14 protein-coding genes are annotated in these 21421 nt (G+C 66.4%); 11 read left to right on the top strand and 3 right to left on the bottom strand.

Annotated elements, in window-relative coordinates:
• Positions 1-2 precede the first annotated feature (2 nt).
• The 10 genes from D7Y61_RS09170 to D7Y61_RS09215 all read left to right on the top strand — a co-directional run bounded on the left by D7Y61_RS09170 (position 3) and on the right by D7Y61_RS09215 (position 14789).
• Positions 3-1991 (top strand): chemotaxis protein CheA, encoded by a 1989-nt coding sequence (locus tag D7Y61_RS09170; RefSeq protein ID WP_180865990.1) that lies wholly within the window; start codon positions 3-5, stop codon positions 1989-1991.
• 383 nt (positions 1992-2374) lie between these two features.
• On the top strand, positions 2375-4624 hold the full coding sequence (locus D7Y61_RS09175; RefSeq protein ID WP_180865991.1) for a methyl-accepting chemotaxis protein: 2250 nt from the start codon (positions 2375-2377) through the stop codon (positions 4622-4624).
• Positions 4625-4782: 158 nt separating this feature from the next.
• Positions 4783-5556 carry a flagellar brake protein gene (locus D7Y61_RS09180; RefSeq protein WP_180865992.1) on the top strand — a complete coding sequence of 258 codons (774 nt, stop codon included), beginning with the start codon at positions 4783-4785 and terminating at the stop codon, positions 5554-5556.
• Between the two features lie 157 nt (positions 5557-5713).
• Positions 5714-6205, top strand: a complete 492-nt coding sequence (locus D7Y61_RS09185; protein ID WP_180865993.1) for a chemotaxis protein CheW — start codon at positions 5714-5716, stop codon at positions 6203-6205.
• Between the two features lie 136 nt (positions 6206-6341).
• A complete protein-coding gene (locus D7Y61_RS09190) occupies positions 6342-6725 on the top strand; it encodes a hypothetical protein (protein ID WP_010482470.1) in 384 nt (127 codons plus the stop codon).
• A gap of 101 nt (positions 6726-6826) precedes the next feature.
• Positions 6827-9205 carry a methyl-accepting chemotaxis protein gene (locus tag D7Y61_RS09195; RefSeq protein WP_180865994.1) on the top strand — a complete coding sequence of 793 codons (2379 nt, stop codon included), beginning with the start codon at positions 6827-6829 and terminating at the stop codon, positions 9203-9205.
• A 743-nt stretch (positions 9206-9948) separates the two neighbouring features.
• Complete coding sequence (locus D7Y61_RS09200; protein WP_180865995.1) at positions 9949-12219, top strand: methyl-accepting chemotaxis protein; 2271 nt, start codon at positions 9949-9951, stop codon at positions 12217-12219.
• 37 nt (positions 12220-12256) lie between these two features.
• The gene (locus tag D7Y61_RS09205; RefSeq protein WP_019338555.1) at positions 12257-13126 is read left to right on the top strand and encodes a CheR family methyltransferase; all 870 of its coding nucleotides are present in this window, start codon (positions 12257-12259) and stop codon (positions 13124-13126) included.
• Positions 13123-13719 (top strand): chemoreceptor glutamine deamidase CheD, encoded by a 597-nt coding sequence (gene cheD, locus D7Y61_RS09210; RefSeq protein WP_014037083.1) that lies wholly within the window; start codon positions 13123-13125, stop codon positions 13717-13719. The genes D7Y61_RS09205 and cheD overlap by 4 nt, the downstream gene beginning before the upstream one ends.
• Positions 13716-14789 carry a protein-glutamate methylesterase/protein-glutamine glutaminase gene (locus D7Y61_RS09215; RefSeq protein WP_180865996.1) on the top strand — a complete coding sequence of 358 codons (1074 nt, stop codon included), beginning with the start codon at positions 13716-13718 and terminating at the stop codon, positions 14787-14789. Before cheD ends, D7Y61_RS09215 begins: the two co-directional genes overlap by 4 nt.
• 225 nt (positions 14790-15014) lie before the next feature.
• Here D7Y61_RS09215 and acnB read toward each other — a convergent pair whose 3' ends face one another.
• From acnB to D7Y61_RS09230, 3 genes are read right to left on the bottom strand one after another with little or no spacing between them, the layout of a single operon-like run.
• On the bottom strand, positions 15015-17606 hold the full coding sequence (gene acnB, locus D7Y61_RS09220) for a bifunctional aconitate hydratase 2/2-methylisocitrate dehydratase (RefSeq protein ID WP_180865997.1): 2592 nt from the start codon (positions 17604-17606) through the stop codon (positions 15015-15017).
• A 40-nt stretch (positions 17607-17646) separates the two neighbouring features.
• Positions 17647-18045: a type II toxin-antitoxin system VapC family toxin gene (locus D7Y61_RS09225; protein ID WP_008267153.1), complete on the bottom strand. Its 399-nt coding sequence runs from the start codon at positions 18043-18045 to the stop codon at positions 17647-17649.
• A gap of 6 nt (positions 18046-18051) precedes the next feature.
• Positions 18052-18276 (bottom strand): AbrB/MazE/SpoVT family DNA-binding domain-containing protein, encoded by a 225-nt coding sequence (locus D7Y61_RS09230; protein WP_005409505.1) that lies wholly within the window; start codon positions 18274-18276, stop codon positions 18052-18054.
• Between the two features lie 302 nt (positions 18277-18578).
• On the opposite strand from D7Y61_RS09230, the gene acnA reads away from it, so the two are divergent.
• Positions 18579-21332, top strand: coding sequence for an aconitate hydratase AcnA (gene acnA, locus D7Y61_RS09235; protein WP_134950756.1), 2754 nt, complete (start codon positions 18579-18581; stop codon positions 21330-21332).
• Positions 21333-21421 lie beyond the last annotated feature (89 nt).

Below are 21421 nucleotides of genomic sequence, written 5' to 3' on the forward strand. Positions count from 1 at the left end.
CCATGAGCATGGACCTGCAACGCTTCCACGCCACCTTCTTCGAGGAGAGCCGCGAAGGCCTCGACGCGATGGAGGCTGGCCTGCTGGCCCTGGAATCGGGGCAGCAGGACGCGGAGATCATCAATTCGGTGTTCCGCGCCGCCCACTCCATCAAGGGCGGCGCCGGCACCTTCGGCTTCGACGCCATCGCCGGCCTGACCCACGTGCTGGAAACGCTGCTCGATGAACTGCGCGCCGGCAAGCGCGCATTGGAAGGCCACGCCGTCGACGCCATGCTGTCCTCGGTGGACGTGCTGCGCGCCCTGCTGCGCGAAGCCGAGCATGGCCAGGCAGCCGACCCCGCCGCTGTCGCCGCTGTCAAAGCGCGCCTGGAAGCGGTGCTCTCCGGCCAGGCCGCAGCGAGTGCCCCGGCCGCTGCCGCAACCAAGGTGGACGACACGCCGGAAGCTTGGCAGATCGGGTTCACGCCCGCACCGTCGCTGTTCATGAGCGGCAATGACCCGCTGCGCATCATCCGCGAACTGGAACACCTCGGTTCGCTGCAGGTCGCCGCGCGCATGGAACGCCTGCCGGGCTTCGCCCAGCTCGACCCGCTCGAGGCCCACCTCGCATGGGACCTGGGCCTGGTGGGCAAGGTGCCGCGAAGCAAGATCGAAGACACCTTCGCCTGGGTACTGGACGACTGCGAACTGGATATCCGTCCAGCCGCACCGCCGAGCCTGGCCACCGAGGCACCTGCTGTACCCGCCCCTTCCACACCGGCTGCTGCTGTACCGGCGGCACCCACCGCCACTGCCAGCAGCGGCGGCGGCCAGGAAGCCGAAACCTCGATCCGCGTCAGCGTCGACAAAGTCGATGCGCTGATCAACCTGGTCGGCGAACTGGTCATCACCCAGGCCATGCTCAAGCAGGTCTCGCACGCACTGGACCCGGTGCACGCCGAGAGCCTGTTCGCTGGCCTGGACCAGCTGGAACGCAACACCCGCGACCTGCAGGAAGCGGTGATCGGCGTGCGCATGCTGCCGGTCGATGCGGTGTTCCGCCGCTTCCCGCGCCTGGTCCGCGATCTGTCCAGCCGCCTCGGCAAGCAGGTGCGCCTGCGCACCGTCGGCGAAGGCACCGAGCTGGACAAGGGCCTGATCGAGAAGATCGCCGATCCGCTGGTGCATCTGGTGCGCAATTCGATCGACCACGGCCTGGAAATGCCCGACGTGCGTCGCGGCGCGGGCAAGGACGAAACCGGTACGATCACCCTGGCCGCATCGCACCAGGGCGGGCACATCGTCATCGAAGTGAGCGACGACGGCCGCGGCCTGGATCGCAGCAAGATCCTGGCCAAGGCGCATGAACGCGGCCTGGCGGTACCGGACAACCCGACCGATTCGCAGGTCTGGGACCTGATCTTCCAGCCGGGCTTCTCCACCGCCGATGCGGTCACCGACCTGTCCGGCCGTGGCGTCGGCATGGACGTGGTCCGCCGCAACATCCAGGCGCTGGGTGGCGAGGTGCAGATCGAAAGCAGCCTCGGCGTCGGCACCCGTACGCTGATCCGCCTTCCGCTGACCCTGGCCATCCTCGATGGCATGACCGTAGCGGTCGCGGGTGAGACGCTGATCCTGCCGCTGGCCTACGTTCTGGAAGCCCTGCAGCCGCAGGCCGAGGACATCCGCAGCATGGCCGGCGAAGGCCGTGTGCTGCGCGTGCGCGGTGAGTACCTGCCGATCCTGTCGCTGAGCGAGTACTACGGCTACGGCAACCGTGCTCCGGGCAGCGAGTCGCTGGTGGTGGTGGTCGAAGGCGATGGCCAGAAGATCGCGCTGGAAGTGGACGAGCTGGTTGGCCAGCAGCAGGTGGTGGTGAAGAACATCGAGAACAACTACCGCCGCATCGGCGGGGTGTCCGGCGCCACCATCCTCGGCGATGGCCGCGTGGCCCTGATCGTCGACATCGGCGGCCTGGTGCGCTCGCTGCGGATGCCGCAGGCCGCCTGATCCACGCTGCATGCGTGTACTGCACCGCCGCCCTTCGGGGCGGCGGTTTTCGTTTGCACGCGCCCTGCCAGAGGGGCAGATCCCTCTCCTGAGCAAAGGGATCTGACCGCAACCCACAGCGCCCTGCATTCCGTGAACTCCGTCAACGCAGCGGTTTCGCGGGCAACCACGTCACGCAAGCGAAAGCCCCGCCACGGCGGGACTTTCGCGCCGTCATCCCTACGCAAGCGAATGTGATCTGCGTCCATAAAGTCCATCCGCACTGCGCCGCTATTTCGCTTTGACGGCCGTCACCGAACCCCCACCGGGCACCACCGTTCGCTCTGCAACCACCCCCAGCCGGCGCAACGACGCCGGCGCCCTGCCCACCTGGAGCACCCTGCATGAAGTGGTTCCACGATCTGCCCATCGCCCGCAAGCTGGCCGTGGGGTTCACCCTCACCACCCTGATGACCGTCGTACTGGGGGCCTTCGCCCTGGTCCGCCTGTCCGAGGCCAACGCGCAGCTGAGCGCCATGGCCTCCAACGATATTCCGTCCGTGCAGTACCTCGGCGAAGTGCGCTCGCAGCTGGGTGAGTTCCGTACCTATGAGCTGGCCCAGCTGAGCATGCTGGACCAGCCCGAGAAGGTAGCCGACTACAACAAGCGCATGGACGACACCGCCGCCGTCGTGCGCGAACAGCTGGCCGCGTACGCCAGGCTGCCGGCCGGCGCCAAGGAGCGCGAGCTCTACCGCGCCGTGCAGACCGACATCGATGGCTACTTCGCAGCCAATGCCAAGCTGCGCGAAGCGGCCACGGCCGGCGATGGCGTGGTCGCACGGCAGATCTCCGACGACCAGTCGCGTCCGCTGCGCCGCAAGGCCTTTGAAGACCTCAAGGCGCTGGGTGCGTACAGCAGCTCGCTGATGCAGGGCAAGATCGACAACGCCAATGCCACCCATCGCAACAGCATGCTGGCCATCATTGCCGCTGTCGTACTGCTGGTTGTGGTCGCTGCAACCCTGGCGGTCGTCATCTCGCGCGCCGTGGTCGGCCCGCTCGGCAAAGCGGTGAACGCCATCCAGGCCGTCGCACGCGGCGACCTCAGCGTCACCACCCAGAGCACCGGCAAGGACGAGGCGGGCCGCATGCTCGCAGCCACCGCTGAAATGACCGCGATGCTGCGCCGCTTCTCCGAGCAGACCCAGCTGATGGCGCAGATGCACGCCGGTCCGGACATCAGCCATCGCATTCCGGAAGACTTCCCGGGCGTCTACGGGCAGCTGGCCAGCGGTATCAATACGGTCATCTTCGAACATCTCGACGCGATCCGCGATGCCATCGACGTGCTCAACCAGTACGCCACCGGCAACCTCACCCCGGACGCACGCCGCCTGCCGGGCAGCCGCGCGATCCTCCACGAATCGATGGATGCGGCCAAGGCCAGCCTGCTGGCCATCAACACGCAGATCCAGCAGCTGGCCTCGGCCGCCGCCGCCGGCGACTTCAGCCAGCGCGGTGACGCGCAGCGTTTCAATCACGATTTCCGCCTGATGATCGAGCAGCTCAACAGCATGATGCAGGTGGCCGACGGCAACCTCGGCCAGCTCTCGCAGCTGCTGCAGTCCATCGCTGCCGGCGACCTGACCGCACGCATGGACGGCCAGTTCAATGGCGTGTTCGCGCGCATGCGTGATGACGCCAACACCACCGTTGCGCAGCTGACCCAGATCGTCGGACAGATCCAGGCCAGCGCCAGCAGTATCACCCTGGCTGCGGGCGAGATCGCCTCGGGCAACAGCGACCTGTCGCGCCGCACCGAACAGCAGGCCGCCAACCTGGAAGAAACCGCTGCCTCGATGGAGGAACTGACCTCCACCGTGCGCCAGAACGCCGAACACGCCCGCCAGGCCAACCAGCTCGCGATCGGTGCACATGGCGTCGCCTCGCAGGGCGGTGAAGTGGTCGGCCAGGTGGTCACCACCATGTCGGCCATCGAAGCCTCGTCGAAGAAGATCGCCGAGATCATCTCGGTCATCGACGGCATCGCCTTCCAGACCAACATCCTGGCGTTGAATGCTGCAGTGGAAGCTGCCCGCGCAGGTGAACAGGGCCGTGGCTTCGCCGTGGTCGCCAGCGAAGTGCGCACCCTCGCCCAGCGCTCGGCCGCTGCCGCCAAGGAGATCAAGGGCCTGATTGATGATTCGGTCGGCAAGGTCGCCGAAGGCTCCAGCCTGGTGCACCAGGCCGGCAGCACCATGGGCGAGATCGTTGCCTCGGTGCAGCGCGTGACCGACATCATGGCCGAGATCTCCGCAGCGTCGCAGGAACAGAGTGCCGGCATCGAGCAGGTCAACCAGACCGTGGTGCAGATGGACGAGACCACCCAGCAGAATGCTGCGCTGGTGGAAGAAGCCACCGCTGCCGCACGTGCAATGGAAGACCAGGCCGTGCAGCTCGGTGAAGCCGTGGCCCGCTTCCGGCTGGCATCACAGGGCACGACGGCCATCCCGGCACGCCCACTGGCGGCACCGGTACCGCGCCAGGTCGCAGCCGCCGCACCGGCCGCAAAGCCGGTCCCGGCGCGTACGCTGCACACCGCGACGGCCCAGCCGGCGCTGGCCGCAGACGGCGACTGGCAGGAGTTCTGATGTACCCGGGGTCGGATCCCTTTCCTTCGGGAAAGGGATCCGACCCCTGACGCATGGAAAGTGATGCAATTCTCACTTCATAATCCGGCGCAGTGGCCGATATCCCCATCGAGCCTCGCGCCAACGCGTGCTGGCGCCCGCCCCTGACCGTAGATTCCATGTCCGACGGCAACGACACTGCAGTGCATGATGTCCACGCGGCTGATGCCGCTGACGAACGTTTCCTGGTCCGTAATCCGCGCCAGCTGCGGCAGCTGCTGCGATCGTTGATCGACCAGCGATCACTGATCAATGCGCATATCGACGGCCGCGACCGCTCGTTCCCGACCGCGCTGCTTGAACTCGACGAGGACGACGACACCCTGCTGCTCGATGGCAGCCCGCAGGAGGCGTCCAACCGCGCCGCCGAACAGGCCGACCATCTGCTGTGCTTTGCCCAGCTCGAACGCGTGCTGGTACGGTTCCGCCTGCAGGCACTGCAGCGTGTGGACAACGACGGCCACGTCGCCTTCCGTGCCCCTCTGCCGATTGAACTGGTCCATCTGCAACGACGTGAGATGTACCGGCTGGAGACGCCAGTCACCGATTCGCCCCAGCTGCTGATCCCCGCCGGCGAGAGCCGTGCCGAAGCGCTGTCGATGCGGGTGGTGGACATCAGCGGCGGCGGCCTGGCGGTGGCCGTACCTACCGACTGCGCGGTGTTCAGCCTGCAGAAGCGCTACCCGGCGATGCTGTCGCTGCCCGACGGCCCCGACCTGGAGATCGAGCTGGTCGTCTGCAACCTGCTGCCGCAGCGCCAACCCAATGGCATCGAGATCAAGCGCGTGGGCATGCGCTTCGAAAGCCTGCCGCGTGGTGGCGACAGCGCCATCCAGCGCTACATTTTCCGCATCGACCGCCAGCGCAAGGCACGCCGCAACGGCGAGCTGTAGGGCACGTTCAATGGGGTAGTGCCTGCCGCTGGCCGGCACTACCGATCGCCGGCGGATCCACGCCATGCGTGGATGCTTCCCCGGCACCTAAAGTCCCCCGACGAGGGGCCGATACCGAGCCTGACACCGGGACTTCCGGCAGAACCAGGACCCCTCGATGAACGACAAGACCAGCTCCGCCGCCAGCGCCGGTGGCGAATTCCTCAGCTTCACCCTCGGCGCCGAGCACTACGGCGTGGACATCCTCAAGGTGCAGGAAATCCGTGGCTACGATGCGGTCACCCGCGTGCCGGATGCCCCGGACTACATCAAGGGCGTGATCAACCTGCGCGGCACCATCGTGCCGGTCATCGACCTGCGCCTGAAGCTGCGCCTGGACAATGCCCGCTACGATGCCTTCACCGTGATGATCGTGCTGAACGTGGAAGACCGCGTGGTCGGCATCGTGGTCGACAGCGTCTCGGACGTGATCCCGCTGTCGGCCGAGCAGATCCGCCCGACCCCGGAATTCGGCGCCGCCGTCGATACCCGCTTCATCTCCGGCATCGGCACCCAGGACGACCGCATGCTGATCCTGCTCGACATCGAGACCCTGCTGGACAGCGCCGACATGGGCCAGGCCAACGTCGTTGAAGACGCCGCCGCCTGATCGAACGGACCTGCTTCACGTTCTGGTCACAAAACCCTTCAGTTCCCTCCGGCAATGCCGATAGGGGGACAGAAGCCGGTCGCGCAGGAGCGCGCAGAACCGGAACGACCATCACCATCCCCGGAGATACACCTCGATGAAGTCCCTGCTTGCGTTCGTTTCGGCCGCTGTCCTGGCCACCACCGCTTCCGCCGCGTTCGCCCAGTCGGCCGACATGATCCCGCCGGAACTGGCCCCGCGCTCGGTCGGCAAGGACGGCATGGTCTGCGGCAAGGTTGAAAAGGCCCGCTACGCAGAAGGTTCCGAAGGCCAGCCGACCTTCCTGTACATGGGCGGCGCCTTCCCGCGCCACACCTTCTCGGCGCGCATCGCCGGCGAGAACCGCGGCAAGTTCTCCTTCCCGCTGGAAACCCTGGAAGGCAAGACCGTGTGCGTGATCGGCAAGATCCAGCGCGACGCTTCGCGCGCCGAAATCGAAGTCAGCTCGCCGGCCGGCCTGAAGCTGGCCAACATCAAGTAATCCGCTGTCCGTCGGACCACGCCGGACGTTGTGCCGGCGTGGTTTCTGCTGCAACCGGGCCCGATGCCCGGACGCGTCTGCCTTAGGAGATCGCAACGCCCATGCCGTGGATCAACAACCTGAAACTGATGCCGAAGCTGCTGTTGACCTTCGGCGTCCTCCTGCTGGTGATGCTGCTGCAGGGCATCGTCGCCTATCGCGGCCTCCACTCGCTGAACAATGTCACCACCGAGCTGGCCGGTTCACGCATGGAGAGCATCCGCATGGCCGGCGAGATGCGCGGCATGCTGGGCGAATACCGCAACGCCGCCTACCAGCAGCTGATCCGCGCCAGCGACGAGGTCAAGTCCGACGCACGCAAGCAGGCCGGCGACCTGCGCACCAGCATGGACGCGTCCATCAAGGACTATCCGAAGCTGGTCGACAATGCACAGCAGAAGAAGCTGTTCGACACCTTCGCCAAGGAATGGAAGGACGCCCTGGCCTCCTATGACAGCGTCACCGAGATGCTGGAACTGGACCTGCCGGACGACGCCATCGATACCTTCGTGGGTGAAACCCGCACCAAGCACCGCAAGGCGGCCGCGGCGCTGGAAGCCCTCATTGCCGAAGACAATCGCCTCGCCCGTGCTTCGCGCGAAGAAGCGGAATCCACCTATTCCGCCTCGGCCGTGCTGACCGTGATCGCTCTGCTGGGCGGCGCCGCACTTGGGCTGGTGCTGGTCTGGCTTTTCGCCCGCGCCCTGGTCGGCAGCGTGCGCGGTGCCGTGTCGGTTGCCAACGACGTGGCCGGCGGCAAGCTCGATGGCCACATCGATGTCAGCCGCCAGGATGAAGTGGGCGAGCTGATGCAGGCCATGCAGCGCATGCAGCGCGACCTGCGCGAGCGCATCGAAACCGACCAGGCCGTCGCCCGCGAGAACCTGCGCATCCGTACCGCGCTGGATTACAGCTCCACCGGCGTGTACCTGACCGATACCAGCAACACCATCGTCTACAGCAACCGCGCCCTGCAGCAGACCCTGACCCAGTACCAGGACGAGGTGCGCCGCGACCTGCCAGACTTCGACGCCCAGGCGTCGCTGATCGGCAAGCCGGTCACCGTACTGGAGCATCGCGGCGAGATGGACCAGACCCTGCTGAGCAACCTGAAGGCGCATGGCGTGGCCCGTCGCCCGATGCAGTACGGCGATGCCCAGTTCGCCCAGGTGGTTTCGACCATCCGCAATGAAGGCGGTGACACCGTCGGCTACGTGGTGGAATGGCGCGACCGCACCCAGGAAGCGCAGGTGGAAGCCGAAGTGGCCCGGGTGATAGCCCAGGCCGCCGCTGGCGACCTCTCCGGCCGCATCGACGCCAGCGACAAGGAAGGCTTCTTCCTGCAGCTGGCCCAGCAGATCAACGGCCTGCTGGACGCCAACGCCGGCAGCATCGAACAGATCTCCGGCCTGCTCGCCGCGCTGTCGCAGGGCGACCTGACCGTGCGCATGCATGGCGACTACCAGGGCGTGTTCGCCCGCATGCGTGACGACGCCAACGCCACCGCCGCGCAGCTGAGCGAAATTGTCACCCGCATCAAGCAGTCCAGCCGTGCGATCAGCTCGGCCGCCGGCGAGATCGCCTCGGGCAACAGCGACCTGTCGCGCCGTACCGAACAGCAGGCTGCCAACCTGGAAGAAACCGCTGCCTCGATGGAGGAACTGACTTCCACCGTGCGCCAGAACGCCGAGCACGCCCGCCAGGCCAACCAACTCGCCATCGGCGCGCATGGCGTCGCCTCGCAGGGCGGTGAAGTGGTCGGCCAGGTGGTCACCACCATGTCGGCCATCGAAGCCTCGTCGAAGAAGATCGCCGAGATCATCTCGGTCATCGACGGCATCGCCTTCCAGACCAACATCCTGGCGCTGAACGCTGCAGTGGAAGCCGCACGTGCCGGTGAACAGGGCCGTGGCTTCGCCGTGGTCGCCAGCGAGGTGCGCACCCTCGCCCAGCGCTCGGCCGCCGCGGCCAAGGAGATCAAGGGACTGATCGACGATTCGGTCGGCAAGGTCAACGACGGCTCGGCACTGGTGCACAAGGCTGGCGCCACCATGGGCGAGATCGTCGCCTCGGTGCAGCGCGTGACCGACATCATGGCCGAAATCTCCGCCGCCTCACAGGAACAGTCGGCCGGCATCGAGCAGGTCAACCAGACCGTGGTGCAGATGGACGAAACCACCCAGCAGAATGCCGCGCTGGTGGAGGAAGCCACCGCCGCCGCGCGTGCGATGGAAGAACAGGCCGGCCACCTCAGCGAGGCCGTGTCGATCTTCGTGGTGGACGAAGCCGAGGTCGTGGCCGCCCCGCGCGTCACCGCTGCCCCGGCCCCGCGAGCCACGGCGCCGGTCGCCCCAGCACCGGTCGCACCGCCGGCCCGGCGCACGACGGGTGGTCGCCCGATGGCCACCGAACTGGCCGACGGGGATTGGCAGGAATTCTGATGCCTGGCTGACCTGACAGACGAGAACGCCCTGGCCCTGCGCTGGGGCGTTTTCGTTTACGGGTATCTGGATATCCAGCCAACGGCGAAGCCCCTCGGGGTGGTCGCGGTAGGCGCGTGGCTACTGAGGGTTGGCCGGGAGGGTGGGCTGCGCAGGGGCCGCTGCAAGTACGTCCATGTAAGCTCGGTCGCCGCATCCATGCGGCTCACGCCCCTGCGCAGCCCACCCTCCCGGCCACGGACAGTTTCCGTGCGCGTCCACCCCGGATTGAAGAAAGAAGAGCAAGAGCAACAGTACCGCTTCCGGGTTCAGATTCGCTTTCCGCAGGAAAACGGATCTGCCCCCTCTTCCCACTTGGAAACCCAACGCTCTTGCCGTCCGTCACAGGAATGCCGAGAGGGCTGGGTCGGGGTGGGCTGGCGGGACCGTTGGCGCCATGGATGCCGCGGCCAAGCCCCCAAGGACGGGTTTACGGCGTCCCCCGCCAACCCACCCWGGCCAAGCCCTTCTCGCACCCCGTGACCGCCGACCAACCGCTGTTGCTGTTGCTGTTGCTGTTGCTGTTGCTGTTGCTTCCAAAGCCTGCCGCAGGCAGCGCCGCAGCCGCCGCTGCAAGGAAACCTGAATACGTTCGGACACCGCACCTCAATCCCCCGCCCCTTCGGCCGATAACGGGGTTGTCACCGCTTGTCCCGCCGTGACCGGCTCGGCGCCGCCCGCCCGTATCGACCTGGTCCTGCTCGATGAATCTCCTGCATCGCTGGCAACACTACTTCAGCAATCTCTCCGTCCGGCGCAAGCTCAACCTGCTGACGCTGCTCATCGCGCTCGGCGTGATCGCGCTCTCGGTAATCGCCGCCCGCATGCAGTACCTGGACCTCACCGAGACCCGCAAGAGCGCGCTGAAGACCCAGGTCGAACTCAGCTACGGCATCCTGCAGCACTACCACCGCCTGGCCGGCACCGGCGAACTCAGCGAAGACGCTGCGAAGAGCGCCGCGCTGCAGGCACTGGAAGTGATGCGTGCCGAGAACGATGCCTACTACTTCAACATCTACGACACCGGCTACCACTTGCTGATGCACCCGTTCCGCAAGGATCTGGTCGGCAAGGACATGAAGGATTTCCGCACCGACGACGGCGTACGCATCTACTACGACCAGGTCGAAGCGGCCAAGGCCGGCGGCGGCTTCGTCAATTACCGCTGGGCCAAGCCGGGCAGCAAGGGCGAGATCGAAAAGGTGGCCTACGCCGGCCTGTTCGCGCCGTGGAACTGGGTGGTCAGCAGCGGCGTGTACATGGACGGCGTGCAGCAGCAGGCGCTGGTGTTCACCGCCATCATGGCCGTCTCCGGCGGCATTCTGGTCCTGATCGTGCTGGGACTGAGCTGGGTCATCGGCAATCGCATCGCGCGCCCGCTGAAGCAGGCCACCGCCGTCGCCGAAGGCATTGCCCAGGGCCGGCTGGACAACCACATCGGCCCGCAGCCGCATGATGAGCCCGGCCGCCTGCTGGAGGCGATGTCCGGCATGCAGCAGCAGCTGCACGCCGTGATCGGCGGCCAGCGCGAGATGGCGCGCCGCCATGATGGCGGCGAACTGAGCTACCGCATCGACGCCAGTGTGTTCCCCGGCGAGTACGGGCTGATGGTGCAGGAGACCAACACCCTGGTCGGCAGCCACGTGCAGACCCTGCACGACGTGCTGGACGTGGTGCAGCAGTATGCGATCGGCGATCTGAGCCGCGACATCGCGCGCTACCCGGGCGAGAAGGCTGCGATGACCACGACCGTCGACACGGTCAAGGCCAACCTCGGGCGCATCAACGCCGAGATCAAGCAGCTGGCAACTGCAGCGGCCGCAGGCGATTTCAGCCGCCGCGGCGACGCGCAGCAGTTCGATCACGATTTCCGCCTGATGCTGGAGAACCTCAACGCCATGATGGCGGTCAGCGATGACAACCTGGGCAAGCTCTCGCAGCTGCTGTCGGCCATCGCCGAAGGTGACCTGACTGCGCGCATGCACGGTGACTACCAGGGCGTGTTCGCACGCATGCGTGACGACGCCAATACCACCGTCGCGCAGTTGACCCAGATCGTCGGCCAGATCCAGGCCAGTGCGTCCAGCATCACGTTGGCCGCGGGCGAAATCGCCTCCGGCAACGGTGACCTGTCGCGCCGGACCGAACAGCAGGCCGCCAACCTGGAAGAAACCGCTGCCTCGATGGAGGAACTGACTTCCACCGTGCGCCAGAACGCCGAGCACGCCCGCCAGGCCAACCAGCTCGCCATCGGCGCGCAGGGCGTGGCCTCGCAGGGTGGCAGCGTGGTCGGCCAGGTGGTGACCACCATGTCGGCCATCGAGGCGTCGTCGAAGAAGATCGCCGAGATCATCAGCGTCATCGACGGCATCGCCTTCCAGACCAACATTCTGGCGCTGAATGCTGCGGTGGAAGCCGCCCGTGCCGGCGAACAGGGCCGTGGTTTTGCCGTGGTCGCCAGCGAAGTACGCACCCTCGCCCAGCGCTCGGCCGCTGCCGCCAAGGAGATCAAGGGCCTGATCGACGACTCCGTCGGCAAAGTCGCCGAAGGTTCAAGCCTGGTCCACCAGGCCGGCAGCACCATGGGCGAGATCGTCGCCTCGGTGCAGCGCGTGACCGACATCATGGCCGAAATCTCCGCCGCCTCGCAGGAACAGTCGGCGGGCATCGAGCAGGTCAACCAGACCGTGGTGCAGATGGACGAGACCACCCAGCAGAACGCCGCGCTGGTGGAAGAAGCCACCGCCGCCGCACGCGCGATGGAAGACCAGGCCGCGCAGCTGGCCGACGCCGTGGCGATCTTCCGTCTCGACAACCAGGTCTCCGCCGCGGTGAAGGCCGCGGCCGCACGCGTGGAACCGGCGCGCATCACCACAGTGGCGCGACCGCAACCGACCCGCACTCCCGCGCCGGTCCGTCGCAGCGGTAGCGACGGCACCTTCGTCGCCAGCGACAGCGACTGGCAGGAATTCTGAGACCCACCCGCGGTGGCTCCGGCCACCGCCCTCGCCGATGGACACGTCCCCCGTGCAAAGTCCTACCCCCATCGTCACTGGTCCGCGCGAATTCGAGTTCGCCGACCGTGATTTCCGCCGCGTCTGCGATCTGATCTACCAGCGTGTCGGCATCGCCCTGGCGCCGGCAAAGCGCGACATGGTGTATGGCCGCCTGTCGCGCCGCCTGCGCACGCTGGGCATGCGCAGCTTCCAGCAGTACCTGGACCATCTGGAGCAGGAAGACGGCGACGAGTGGCAGGCGTTCACCAACGCCCTGACCACCAACCTGACCTCGTTCTTCCGCGAGCCGCACCACTTCGACAAACTGCGCGAAGAGCTGCAGCAGCGCTCCAGCCGCACGCCGCTGCTGCTGTGGTCATGCGCGGCGTCCACCGGTGAAGAGCCCTATTCGATGGCGATTACTGCCTGCGAGGCCTTCGGAACACTGAAGCCGCCGGTGCGCATCGTCGCGACCGATGTCGATACCCAGGTACTGGCCACCGCCGGCCGTGGCGTCTACAACATCGACCGCGTCACCAATCTCGACCCGGACCTGCGCCGCCGCTATTTCCAGCGTGGCAGCGGCCCCAACGAGGGCCAGTGCCGGGTGCTGCCCGCACTGCGCGAGCTGATCGAGTTCCGCCCGCTCAACCTGCTGGCCCCGCGCTATGACGTCGGCGGCCCGTTCGACGCGCTGTTCTGCCGCAACGTGATGATCTACTTCGACAAGCCCACCCAGCGTGCCATCCTCGGCCGCCTGGTGCAGCACCTGGCCGACGACGGCCTGCTCTATACCGGGCACTCGGAGAACTACCTGCACGCCGCCGACCTGATCCAGCCCTGCGGGCGTACGCTGTATCGCCGTGCGGCAAAGGCCGGCGCATGAACGCCTCACTGCGTACCGACGACGTGATGCGCTACCAGGATGCGCGCTTCCAGACCATCGCGGCCAAACTGCTGCCGACCCAGTACCTGGTGGTCGATGACACCACCGCGCTGACCACCACGCTGGGTTCCTGCGTGGCCGCCTGCCTGCGCGACCCGGTGCTGAAGATCGGTGGCATGAACCACTTCCTGCTGCCTGAAGGCAATGCTGGCGACGGTGCTCCCGCACGCTACGGCAGCTACGCGATGGAACTGCTGATCAACGACATGCTCAAGCGCGGTGCCCACCGCAAGCGCATCGAGGCCAAGGTGTTCGGCGGCGCCAACGTGCTGAAGGGCTTCACCAGCAATCCGGTCGGCACCCGCAATGCCGAATTCGTACGCCAGTACCTGCAGGCCGAGCACATCCCGATCATTGCCGAAGACCTGTGCGGCATCCACCCGCGCAAGATCTGGTTCTTTGCCGATACCGGCCGCGTGGTGGTGCAACGCCTGCCGCACGCGCACGAAGCCGAGGTCGCTGCGACCGAATCGGCGGTGCGTGCGCGCCTGTCCAAGGCACCGGTCACCGGCGGCGTGGAGCTGTTCGAATGACCCTGACCGGCAACGCCCCCTGCCGGGTCCTGATCGTCGACGACTCCGCCGTCGTGCGCCAGATGCTCACCGAGATCCTGTCCAGCGATCCGTCCATCGACGTGGTTGGCACCGCGGCCGACCCGTTGCTGGCGCGCGAGAAGATCAAGCGCCTGGCCCCGGACGTGATCACCCTGGACGTGGAGATGCCGCGCATGGACGGCCTGGCGTTCCTGGAAAACCTGATGCGGCTGCACCCGCTGCCGGTGGTCATGATTTCGTCGCTGACCGAGCGCGGCGCCGACACCACCCTGCAGGCGCTGGCGCTGGGCGCGGTGGACTTCGTCTCCAAGCCCAAGCTGGACGTGGCGCGTGGCCTGCAGGGCTATGCCGATGAGATCATCGCCAAGGTCAAGATGGCGGCGCGCTCGCGGGTGCGTCCACTGGTACGTGCAACTTCACCGAAGCTCACGCTGGAAGCAGCACCCGCGATGCGTCCGGCCGCGCCACAGTTCCGCACCACCGACCGGCTGATCGCGATTGGCTCTTCGGCCGGCGGTACCGAAGCCCTGCGCGTCGTGCTGGAAGGCCTGCCCGCCGATGCCCCGGCAGTGGTGATGACCCAGCACCTGCCGGCCAGCTTCAGCAGTGCGTTCGCCGAACGCCTGGACCGCCATTCGGCGATGGCCGTGCGCGAGGCCAGCGACGGTGAAGCGGTACTGCCCGGCCATGCCTATCTGCCTCCAGGCGGTAAGCACCTGCGGATCATCCGCGACGGTGCACGCTGGCGCTGCCGCGTCGACGACGGCCCGGCGGTGAATCGGCACAAGCCGGCGGTGGACGTACTGTTCCGTTCCGTCGCGCAGAGCGCGGGTGGCAATGCCATCGGCGCCATCCTCACCGGCATGGGTGACGACGGCGCGCGAGGCCTGCTGGAAATGCGCCAGTCGGGCGCCCCGACACTGGTACAGGACGAGGCCACCAGCGTGGTCTGGGGCATGCCCGGCGCCGCGTTCAAGCTGGGCGCGGCTGAGGAACAGGTGCCGCTGGAGCGCATTGCCGAGCGGCTGCTCGCCCTCGCCCGCGGCTGATGGGACCTCTGTAGAGCCGAGCCCACGCTCGGCTGCTTTCCGGGCCCTGCTCCGGAAAGCCGAGCATGGGCTTGGCTCTACAGAGCATCACACAGCAAAGAAAACCTCCGGCATTCACCGAGGGTTCTTCGTTTCAACAGGCTGCCGGCCAGCGGCCGGCACTACCGTGCATCGTCGGCCCACAAAAAAACCCCCGGCACGAGCCGGGGGTTTTCAGTTACCGCATCAGGCAGCGACTGTCTTGGCCACGTCCTGGTATTCCTCGATCTGGTCGAAGTTCATGTAGCGGTAGATCTCCGCACCATTGGCGTTGATCACGCCAATGTCCGCCATGTACTCCTCCTTGGTCGGGATGCGGCCCAGGCGCGAGCAGATCGCGGCCAGTTCCGCCGAACCCAGGTACACGTTGGTGTTGCGGCCCAGGCGGTTCGGGAAGTTGCGGGTAGAGGTCGACATCGCGGTGGAGCCTTCGCGGATCTGCGCCTGGTTGCCCATGCACAGCGAGCAGCCCGGCATTTCCATGCGCGCGCCGGTGGCGCCGAAGGTGCCGTACACGCCTTCCTTGGTCAGCTCCGAAGCATCCATCTTGGTCGGCGGAGCCACCCACAGGCGGGTCGGCAGGTCGCGCTTGCCTTCCAGCAGCTTCGCAGCGGCACGGAAGTGACCGATGTTGGTCATGCACGAACCAATGAACACTTCGTCGATCTTGGCGCCGGCCACTTCGGACAGGGTCTTCACGTCGTCCGGGTCGTTCGGGCAGGCCACGATCGGCTCGTGGATGTCGGCCAGGTCGATCTCGATGACGGCGGCGTACTCGGCGTCGGCATCCGGCTCCAGCAGCTCCGGGTTGGCCAGCCAGGCTTCCATCTTCTCGATACGGCGCTGCAGCGAACGCGGATCCTGGTAACCCTCGGCAATCATCCACTTCAGCAGGGTGATGTTGCTGGTCAGGTACTCGATGATCGGTTCCTTGTTCAGGCGCACCGAGCAACCGGCCGCCGAACGCTCGGCCGAGGCGTCGGACAGTTCGAAGGCCTGTTCGACCTTCAGCTCCGGCAGGCCTTCGATTTCCAGGATGCGACCGGAGAAGATGTTCTTCTTGCCAGCCTTGGCCACGGTCAGCAGGCCCGACTTGATGGCGTACAGCGGAATCGCGTTGACCAGGTCACGCAGGGTCACGCCCGGCTGCATCTGGCCCTTGAAGCGCACCAGCACCGATTCGGGCATGTCCAGCGGCATGACGCCGGTGGCAGCAGCGAAGGCGACCAGGCCCGAACCGGCCGGGAACGAAATGCCCACCGGGAAACGGGTGTGCGAGTCACCACCGGTACCGACGGTGTCCGGCAGCAGCATGCGGTTGAGCCAACTGTGGATCACGCCGTCGCCCGGACGCAGCGAGACGCCGCCACGGGTGGAGATGAACTCCGGCAGGGTGTGGTGGGTCTTGACGTCCACCGGCTTCGGGTAGGCGGCGGTGTGGCAGAACGACTGCATCACCAGGTCGGCCGAGAAGCCCAGGCAGGCCAGGTCCTTCAGCTCGTCGCGGGTCATCGGGCCGGTGGTGTCCTGCGAACCCACCGAGGTCATCTTCGGTTCGCAGTAGGTGCCCGGGCGCATGCCCTGGCCTTCCGGCAGGCCACAGGCGCGGCCGACCATCTTCTGTGCCAGCGAGAAGCCCTTGCCGTTGTCGGCCGGCTGCACCGGCAGGCGGAACAGGTCGGTCGGGGCCAGGCCCAGCGCTTCACGCGCCTTGCCGGTCAGGCCGCGGCCGATGATCAGCGGAATGCGGCCACCGGCGCGCACTTCATCGAACAGCACGTCGGACTTGACCTGGAACTCGGCGATCACTTCGCCGTTCTTCAGCGCCTTGCCTTCATACGGACGCAGCTCGACCACATCGCCGTGCTCCATCTGCGAAACGTCCAGCTCGATCGGCAGTGCGCCGGCATCTTCCATGGTGTTGTAGAAGATCGGAGCGATCTTCGAACCCAGGCAGACGCCACCGGCACGCTTGTTCGGGATGAACGGAATGTCATCGCCGGTCCACCACAGCACGCTGTTGGTGGCCGACTTGCGCGAGGAACCGGTACCGACCACGTCGCCCACGTAGGCAACCAGGTGGCCCTTGTCCTTCAGGTCCAGGATCTGCTGGATCGGGCCGCGCTTGCCATCATCTTCCGGGGTGAACGGCGCGTCGTCGCGCTTGTTCTTCAGCATCGCCAGGGCGTGCATCGGGATGTCCGGGCGGGTGGTTGCGTCCGGCGCCGGCGACAGGTCGTCGGTGTTGGTTTCGCCCGGTACCTTGAACACGGTGACGGTCAGGCTCTGCGGCACTTCCGGGTTGCTGGTGAACCACTCGGCGTCGGCCCAGCTCTGCAGCACGGACTGGGCGTTGGCATTGCCGGCCTTTGCCTTTTCCTGCACATCGTGGAAGGCATCAAACACCAGCAGGGTCTTCTTCAGGCCGTTGGCGGCGATGGTGCCGACGCTGGCGTCGTCCAGCAGCTGCACCAGCGGGGCAACGTTGTAACCGCCGAGCATGGTGCCCAGCAGTTCGGTGGCGCGCTCACGGCTGATCAGGGGGTTCTGCTCGCTGCCCAGGGCGATCGCCGCCAGGTACGAGGCCTTGACCTTGGCCGCGTCATCGACGCCGGCCGGCACGCGGTGGGTCAGCAGGTCGAGCAGGAACTCGGCCTCGCCCTGCGGCGGGTTCTTCAGCAGTTCGATGACATCGGCCGTCTGCTGCGCGCTCAGCGGCAGCGGCGGGATGCCAAGCGCAGCGCGCTCGGCGACGTGGTGGCGGTAGGCTTCCAACATGACAACTCCCGGGTAATGCGTAGGTTGAAAAAAAATGGGCTCAGGCTTGCGGCACGATCAGCTTCAGGCCCTTGAAGTAGTCGCGGTAAAACGTGTCGTTCCAGGTGATCAGGCCATCGCACTGCAGCAGTGCGTGGGCGCCGACCATGAATTCGTCCAGGCTGCGGCGGCTGCCGCTGCGCTGGCGGTGGCGGCGGTGCATCTCGCCGGCGCGCAGCGCCGACTTGGCTTCCATCGGGTTGAAGTGCACGCCCATTTCTTCCAGCGCTTCGAGCACCTCGGCACCGCCACGCAGCGATGCGCAGACCTCGGCCAGGGTCGCGCCGCAGACCACCACACGGCCACCGACCAGGCTCTGCCTGAGGATGGCTTCCACGGCATCGGCCTGCGGGCCATTGCTGAGCAGCTCGACCAGCACCGGAGAGTCGACGGCGATCATCACGGCTTATTCCTCGTCACGCACCGCACGTACCGCTGCGTCGGACGATTCGAAACCGTCCAGCGCGAACTTGCCGCGCGCCCGTGAAATGGCATCGTCAACACTCTTGCGCAGGATGATGCGGCTGCCGTCCAGCTCGACCTTCAGCAGCGTGCCCTTGGTCAGGCCGAGGGCATCACGCACCGCCTTGGGCAGGGTGATCTGTCCGCGTTCTGCAACAGTGGCTTCCATCGGTAGGCCCTCCAGAGTATGCACAAATTATACATACTTCCCCGGGCATACTTCCACCCTGAACAGGACCGGCAACCCGCCAGCCCTTGCCTCGCAAAGGATCGGCCACAAACGTGACATACGCCATACACCTTCCCCTGTAGTCTGGAACCGATGCCGCAGGCCGGAACCCGGCCCGGATGAATCCATTCAGTCTGGGGTTCATACTGGGACCACCGGGGCCGTCAGGCCCGCGGCGACCGCAAGCAGGTCCGCCCATGCGCGGGCCACTGCAAGCCATCCGCAAGAAGGAGTTACCCCGCATGAGCGATTCGTTCTCCACCCGCAGCCAGCTGAACGTCGGCGGCAAGACCTACGACTACTTCAGCCTGCCCACGCTGGGCCAGCGCTTCGATATCTCCCACCTGCCCTACTCGATGAAGATCCTGCTGGAGAACCTGCTCCGGCACGAGGACGGCGGCATCACCGTCGGCAAGGACCACATCGAAGCCGTGGCCCGCTGGAACCCGGCGGCCGAGCCGGACACCGAAATCGCCTTCATGCCGGCGCGCGTGGTCCTGCAGGACTTCACCGGCGTGCCCTGCGTGGTCGACCTCGCCGCGATGCGCGACGCGGTGGTCAAGCTCGGCGGCTCGCCTGAGCAGATCAACCCGCAGATTCCCTCCGAACTGGTCATCGACCACTCGGTGCAGGTCGACGTGTTCGGCAAGCCGGACGCGCTGGACCTCAACGGCAAAATCGAGTTCCAGCGCAACCAGGAACGCTACGGCTTCCTGCGCTGGGGCCAGAAGGCCTTCGATAACTTCAAGGTAGTGCCGCCGAACACCGGCATCGTCCACCAGGTGAACCTGGAGAACCTGGCCCGCGTAGTGATGACCGCGGACAAGGACGGCAAGGCCGTTGCGTATCCGGACACGGTGTTCGGTACTGACAGCCACACCACCATGATCAACGGCATCGGTGTGCTCGGCTGGGGCGTGGGCGGCATCGAAGCGGAGGCGGCCATGCTCGGCCAGCCGTCGTCGATGCTGATCCCGCAGGTGGTCGGCTTCAAGCTGACCGGCAAGCTGCCCGAAGGCGCCACCGCCACCGACCTGGTGCTGACCGTCACCCAGATGCTGCGCAAGCTGGGCGTGGTCGGCAAGTTCGTCGAGTTCTACGGTGACGGCCTGCAGCACCTGCCGCTGGCCGACCGTGCCACCATCGGCAACATGGCGCCGGAATACGGCGCCACCTGCGGCATTTTCCCGATCGACGCCGAGTCGCTGAACTACCTGCGCCTGTCCGGCCGCAGCGAAGAGCAGATCGATCTGGTTGAAGCCTATGCCAAGGCGCAGGGCCTGTGGCACGAACCGGGCAGCCCGCACGCCCAGTACAGCACCACGCTGGAACTGGACATGGGCACGGTGAAGCCGTCGCTGGCCGGCCCGAAGCGCCCGCAGGACCGCGTGCTGCTGGAAGACGTGCAGAAGAACTACCGCGAAGCCCTGGTTGGCCTGACCACCAACCGTGACAAGCGCAGCGACGATGTCTCCTCGTTCGTCAACGAAGGCGGCGGTGCCGCGGTCGGCAACGAGCAGCTGGCAAAGGGCTACGCCGACATCGAAACCGAAGGCCGCAAGGTCCGCCTGAAGGACGGCGCGGTGGTCATCGCTGCCATCACCTCCTGCACCAACACCTCCAACCCGGCGGTGATGATCGGTGCGGGCCTGCTGGCCCGCAACGCGGCCGCCAAGGGCCTGAACCGCCAGCCGTGGGTGAAGACCTCGCTCGGCCCGGGCTCGCGCGTGGTCACCGACTATCTGGAAAAGGCCGGCGTACTGAAGGAGCTGGAGAAGATCGGCTTCTACGTGGTCGGCTACGGCTGCACCACCTGCATCGGCAACTCCGGCCCGCTGCCGACCGAAGTCAGCGCTGGCATCGCCACCGGCGATCTGGTCGTCACCTCGGTACTGTCCGGCAACCGCAACTTCGAGGGCCGCGTGCACCCCGAAGTGAAGATGAACTACCTGGCCAGCCCGCCGCTGGTGGTGGCCTATGCCATCGCCGGCACCACCGACATCGACCTGACCACCCAGCCGCTGGGTACCGGCAGCGATGGCCAGCCGGTGTTCCTGCGCGACATCTGGCCGAGCAACAAGGAAATCGGCGACGTCATCGCCGCCACCATCGGCCCGGAGATGTTCAAGCAGAACTACGCCGACGTGTTCAAGGGTGACACCCGCTGGAACACCATCGCCTCGCCGGACGGCAACCTGTACGAGTGGAGCGATGCCTCCACGTACATCAAGAACCCGCCGTACTTCGATGGCATGACCATGCAGACCGGCAGCATCGACGACGTGCACGGCGCACGCGTGATGGGCCTGTTCGGCGATTCGATCACCACTGACCACATCTCCCCGGCCGGCAACATCAAGAAGGACTCGCCGGCAGGCCGCTTCCTGCAGGAGCGCGGCGTGCAGCCGGCCGACTTCAACAGCTACGGCAGCCGCCGCGGCAACGATGACGTGATGGTCCGCGGCACCTTCGCCAACATCCGCATCAAGAACCTGATGTTCGGTGGCGAGGAAGGCGGCAACACCCTGTACTACCCGGCCGGCGGCGGCCAGCCGGAAAAGCTGGCGATCTACGATGCAGCCATGAAGTACAAGGCCGACAAGGTGCCGCTGGTGGTGCTGGCCGGCAAGGAATACGGCACCGGCTCGTCGCGTGACTGGGCGGCCAAGGGCACCCTGCTGCTGGGGGTGAAGGCGGTCGTGGCCGAGAGCTTCGAGCGCATCCACCGCTCCAACCTGGTCGGCATGGGCGTGCTGCCGCTGCAGTTCCGCAACGGCGAGAATGCACAGAGCCTGGGCCTGGACGGTTCGGAAGTGATCGACATCACCGGCCTGCAGGACGGTGCCAGCAAGCGCGCCACGGTCACCGCAACCAAGGCTGACGGCACCAAGAAGACCTTCGAAGTCTCGGTGATGCTGCTGACCCCGAAGGAAGTCGAGTACTTCCGCCACGGCGGCCTGCTGCAGTATGTGCTGCGCCAGTTGGCAGCCAAGTAACTGGTAGCGCCGGGCCATGCCCGGCGGATCCCGGAAGCAAACGCAAAGGGCCGGATCCTCACAGATCCGGCCCTTTGCTTTCGCGTTTG

Origin of the sequence: Stenotrophomonas maltophilia, assembly GCF_013464485.1 — a bacterium.
GTDB lineage: Bacteria > Pseudomonadota > Gammaproteobacteria > Xanthomonadales > Xanthomonadaceae > Stenotrophomonas > Stenotrophomonas maltophilia_AW.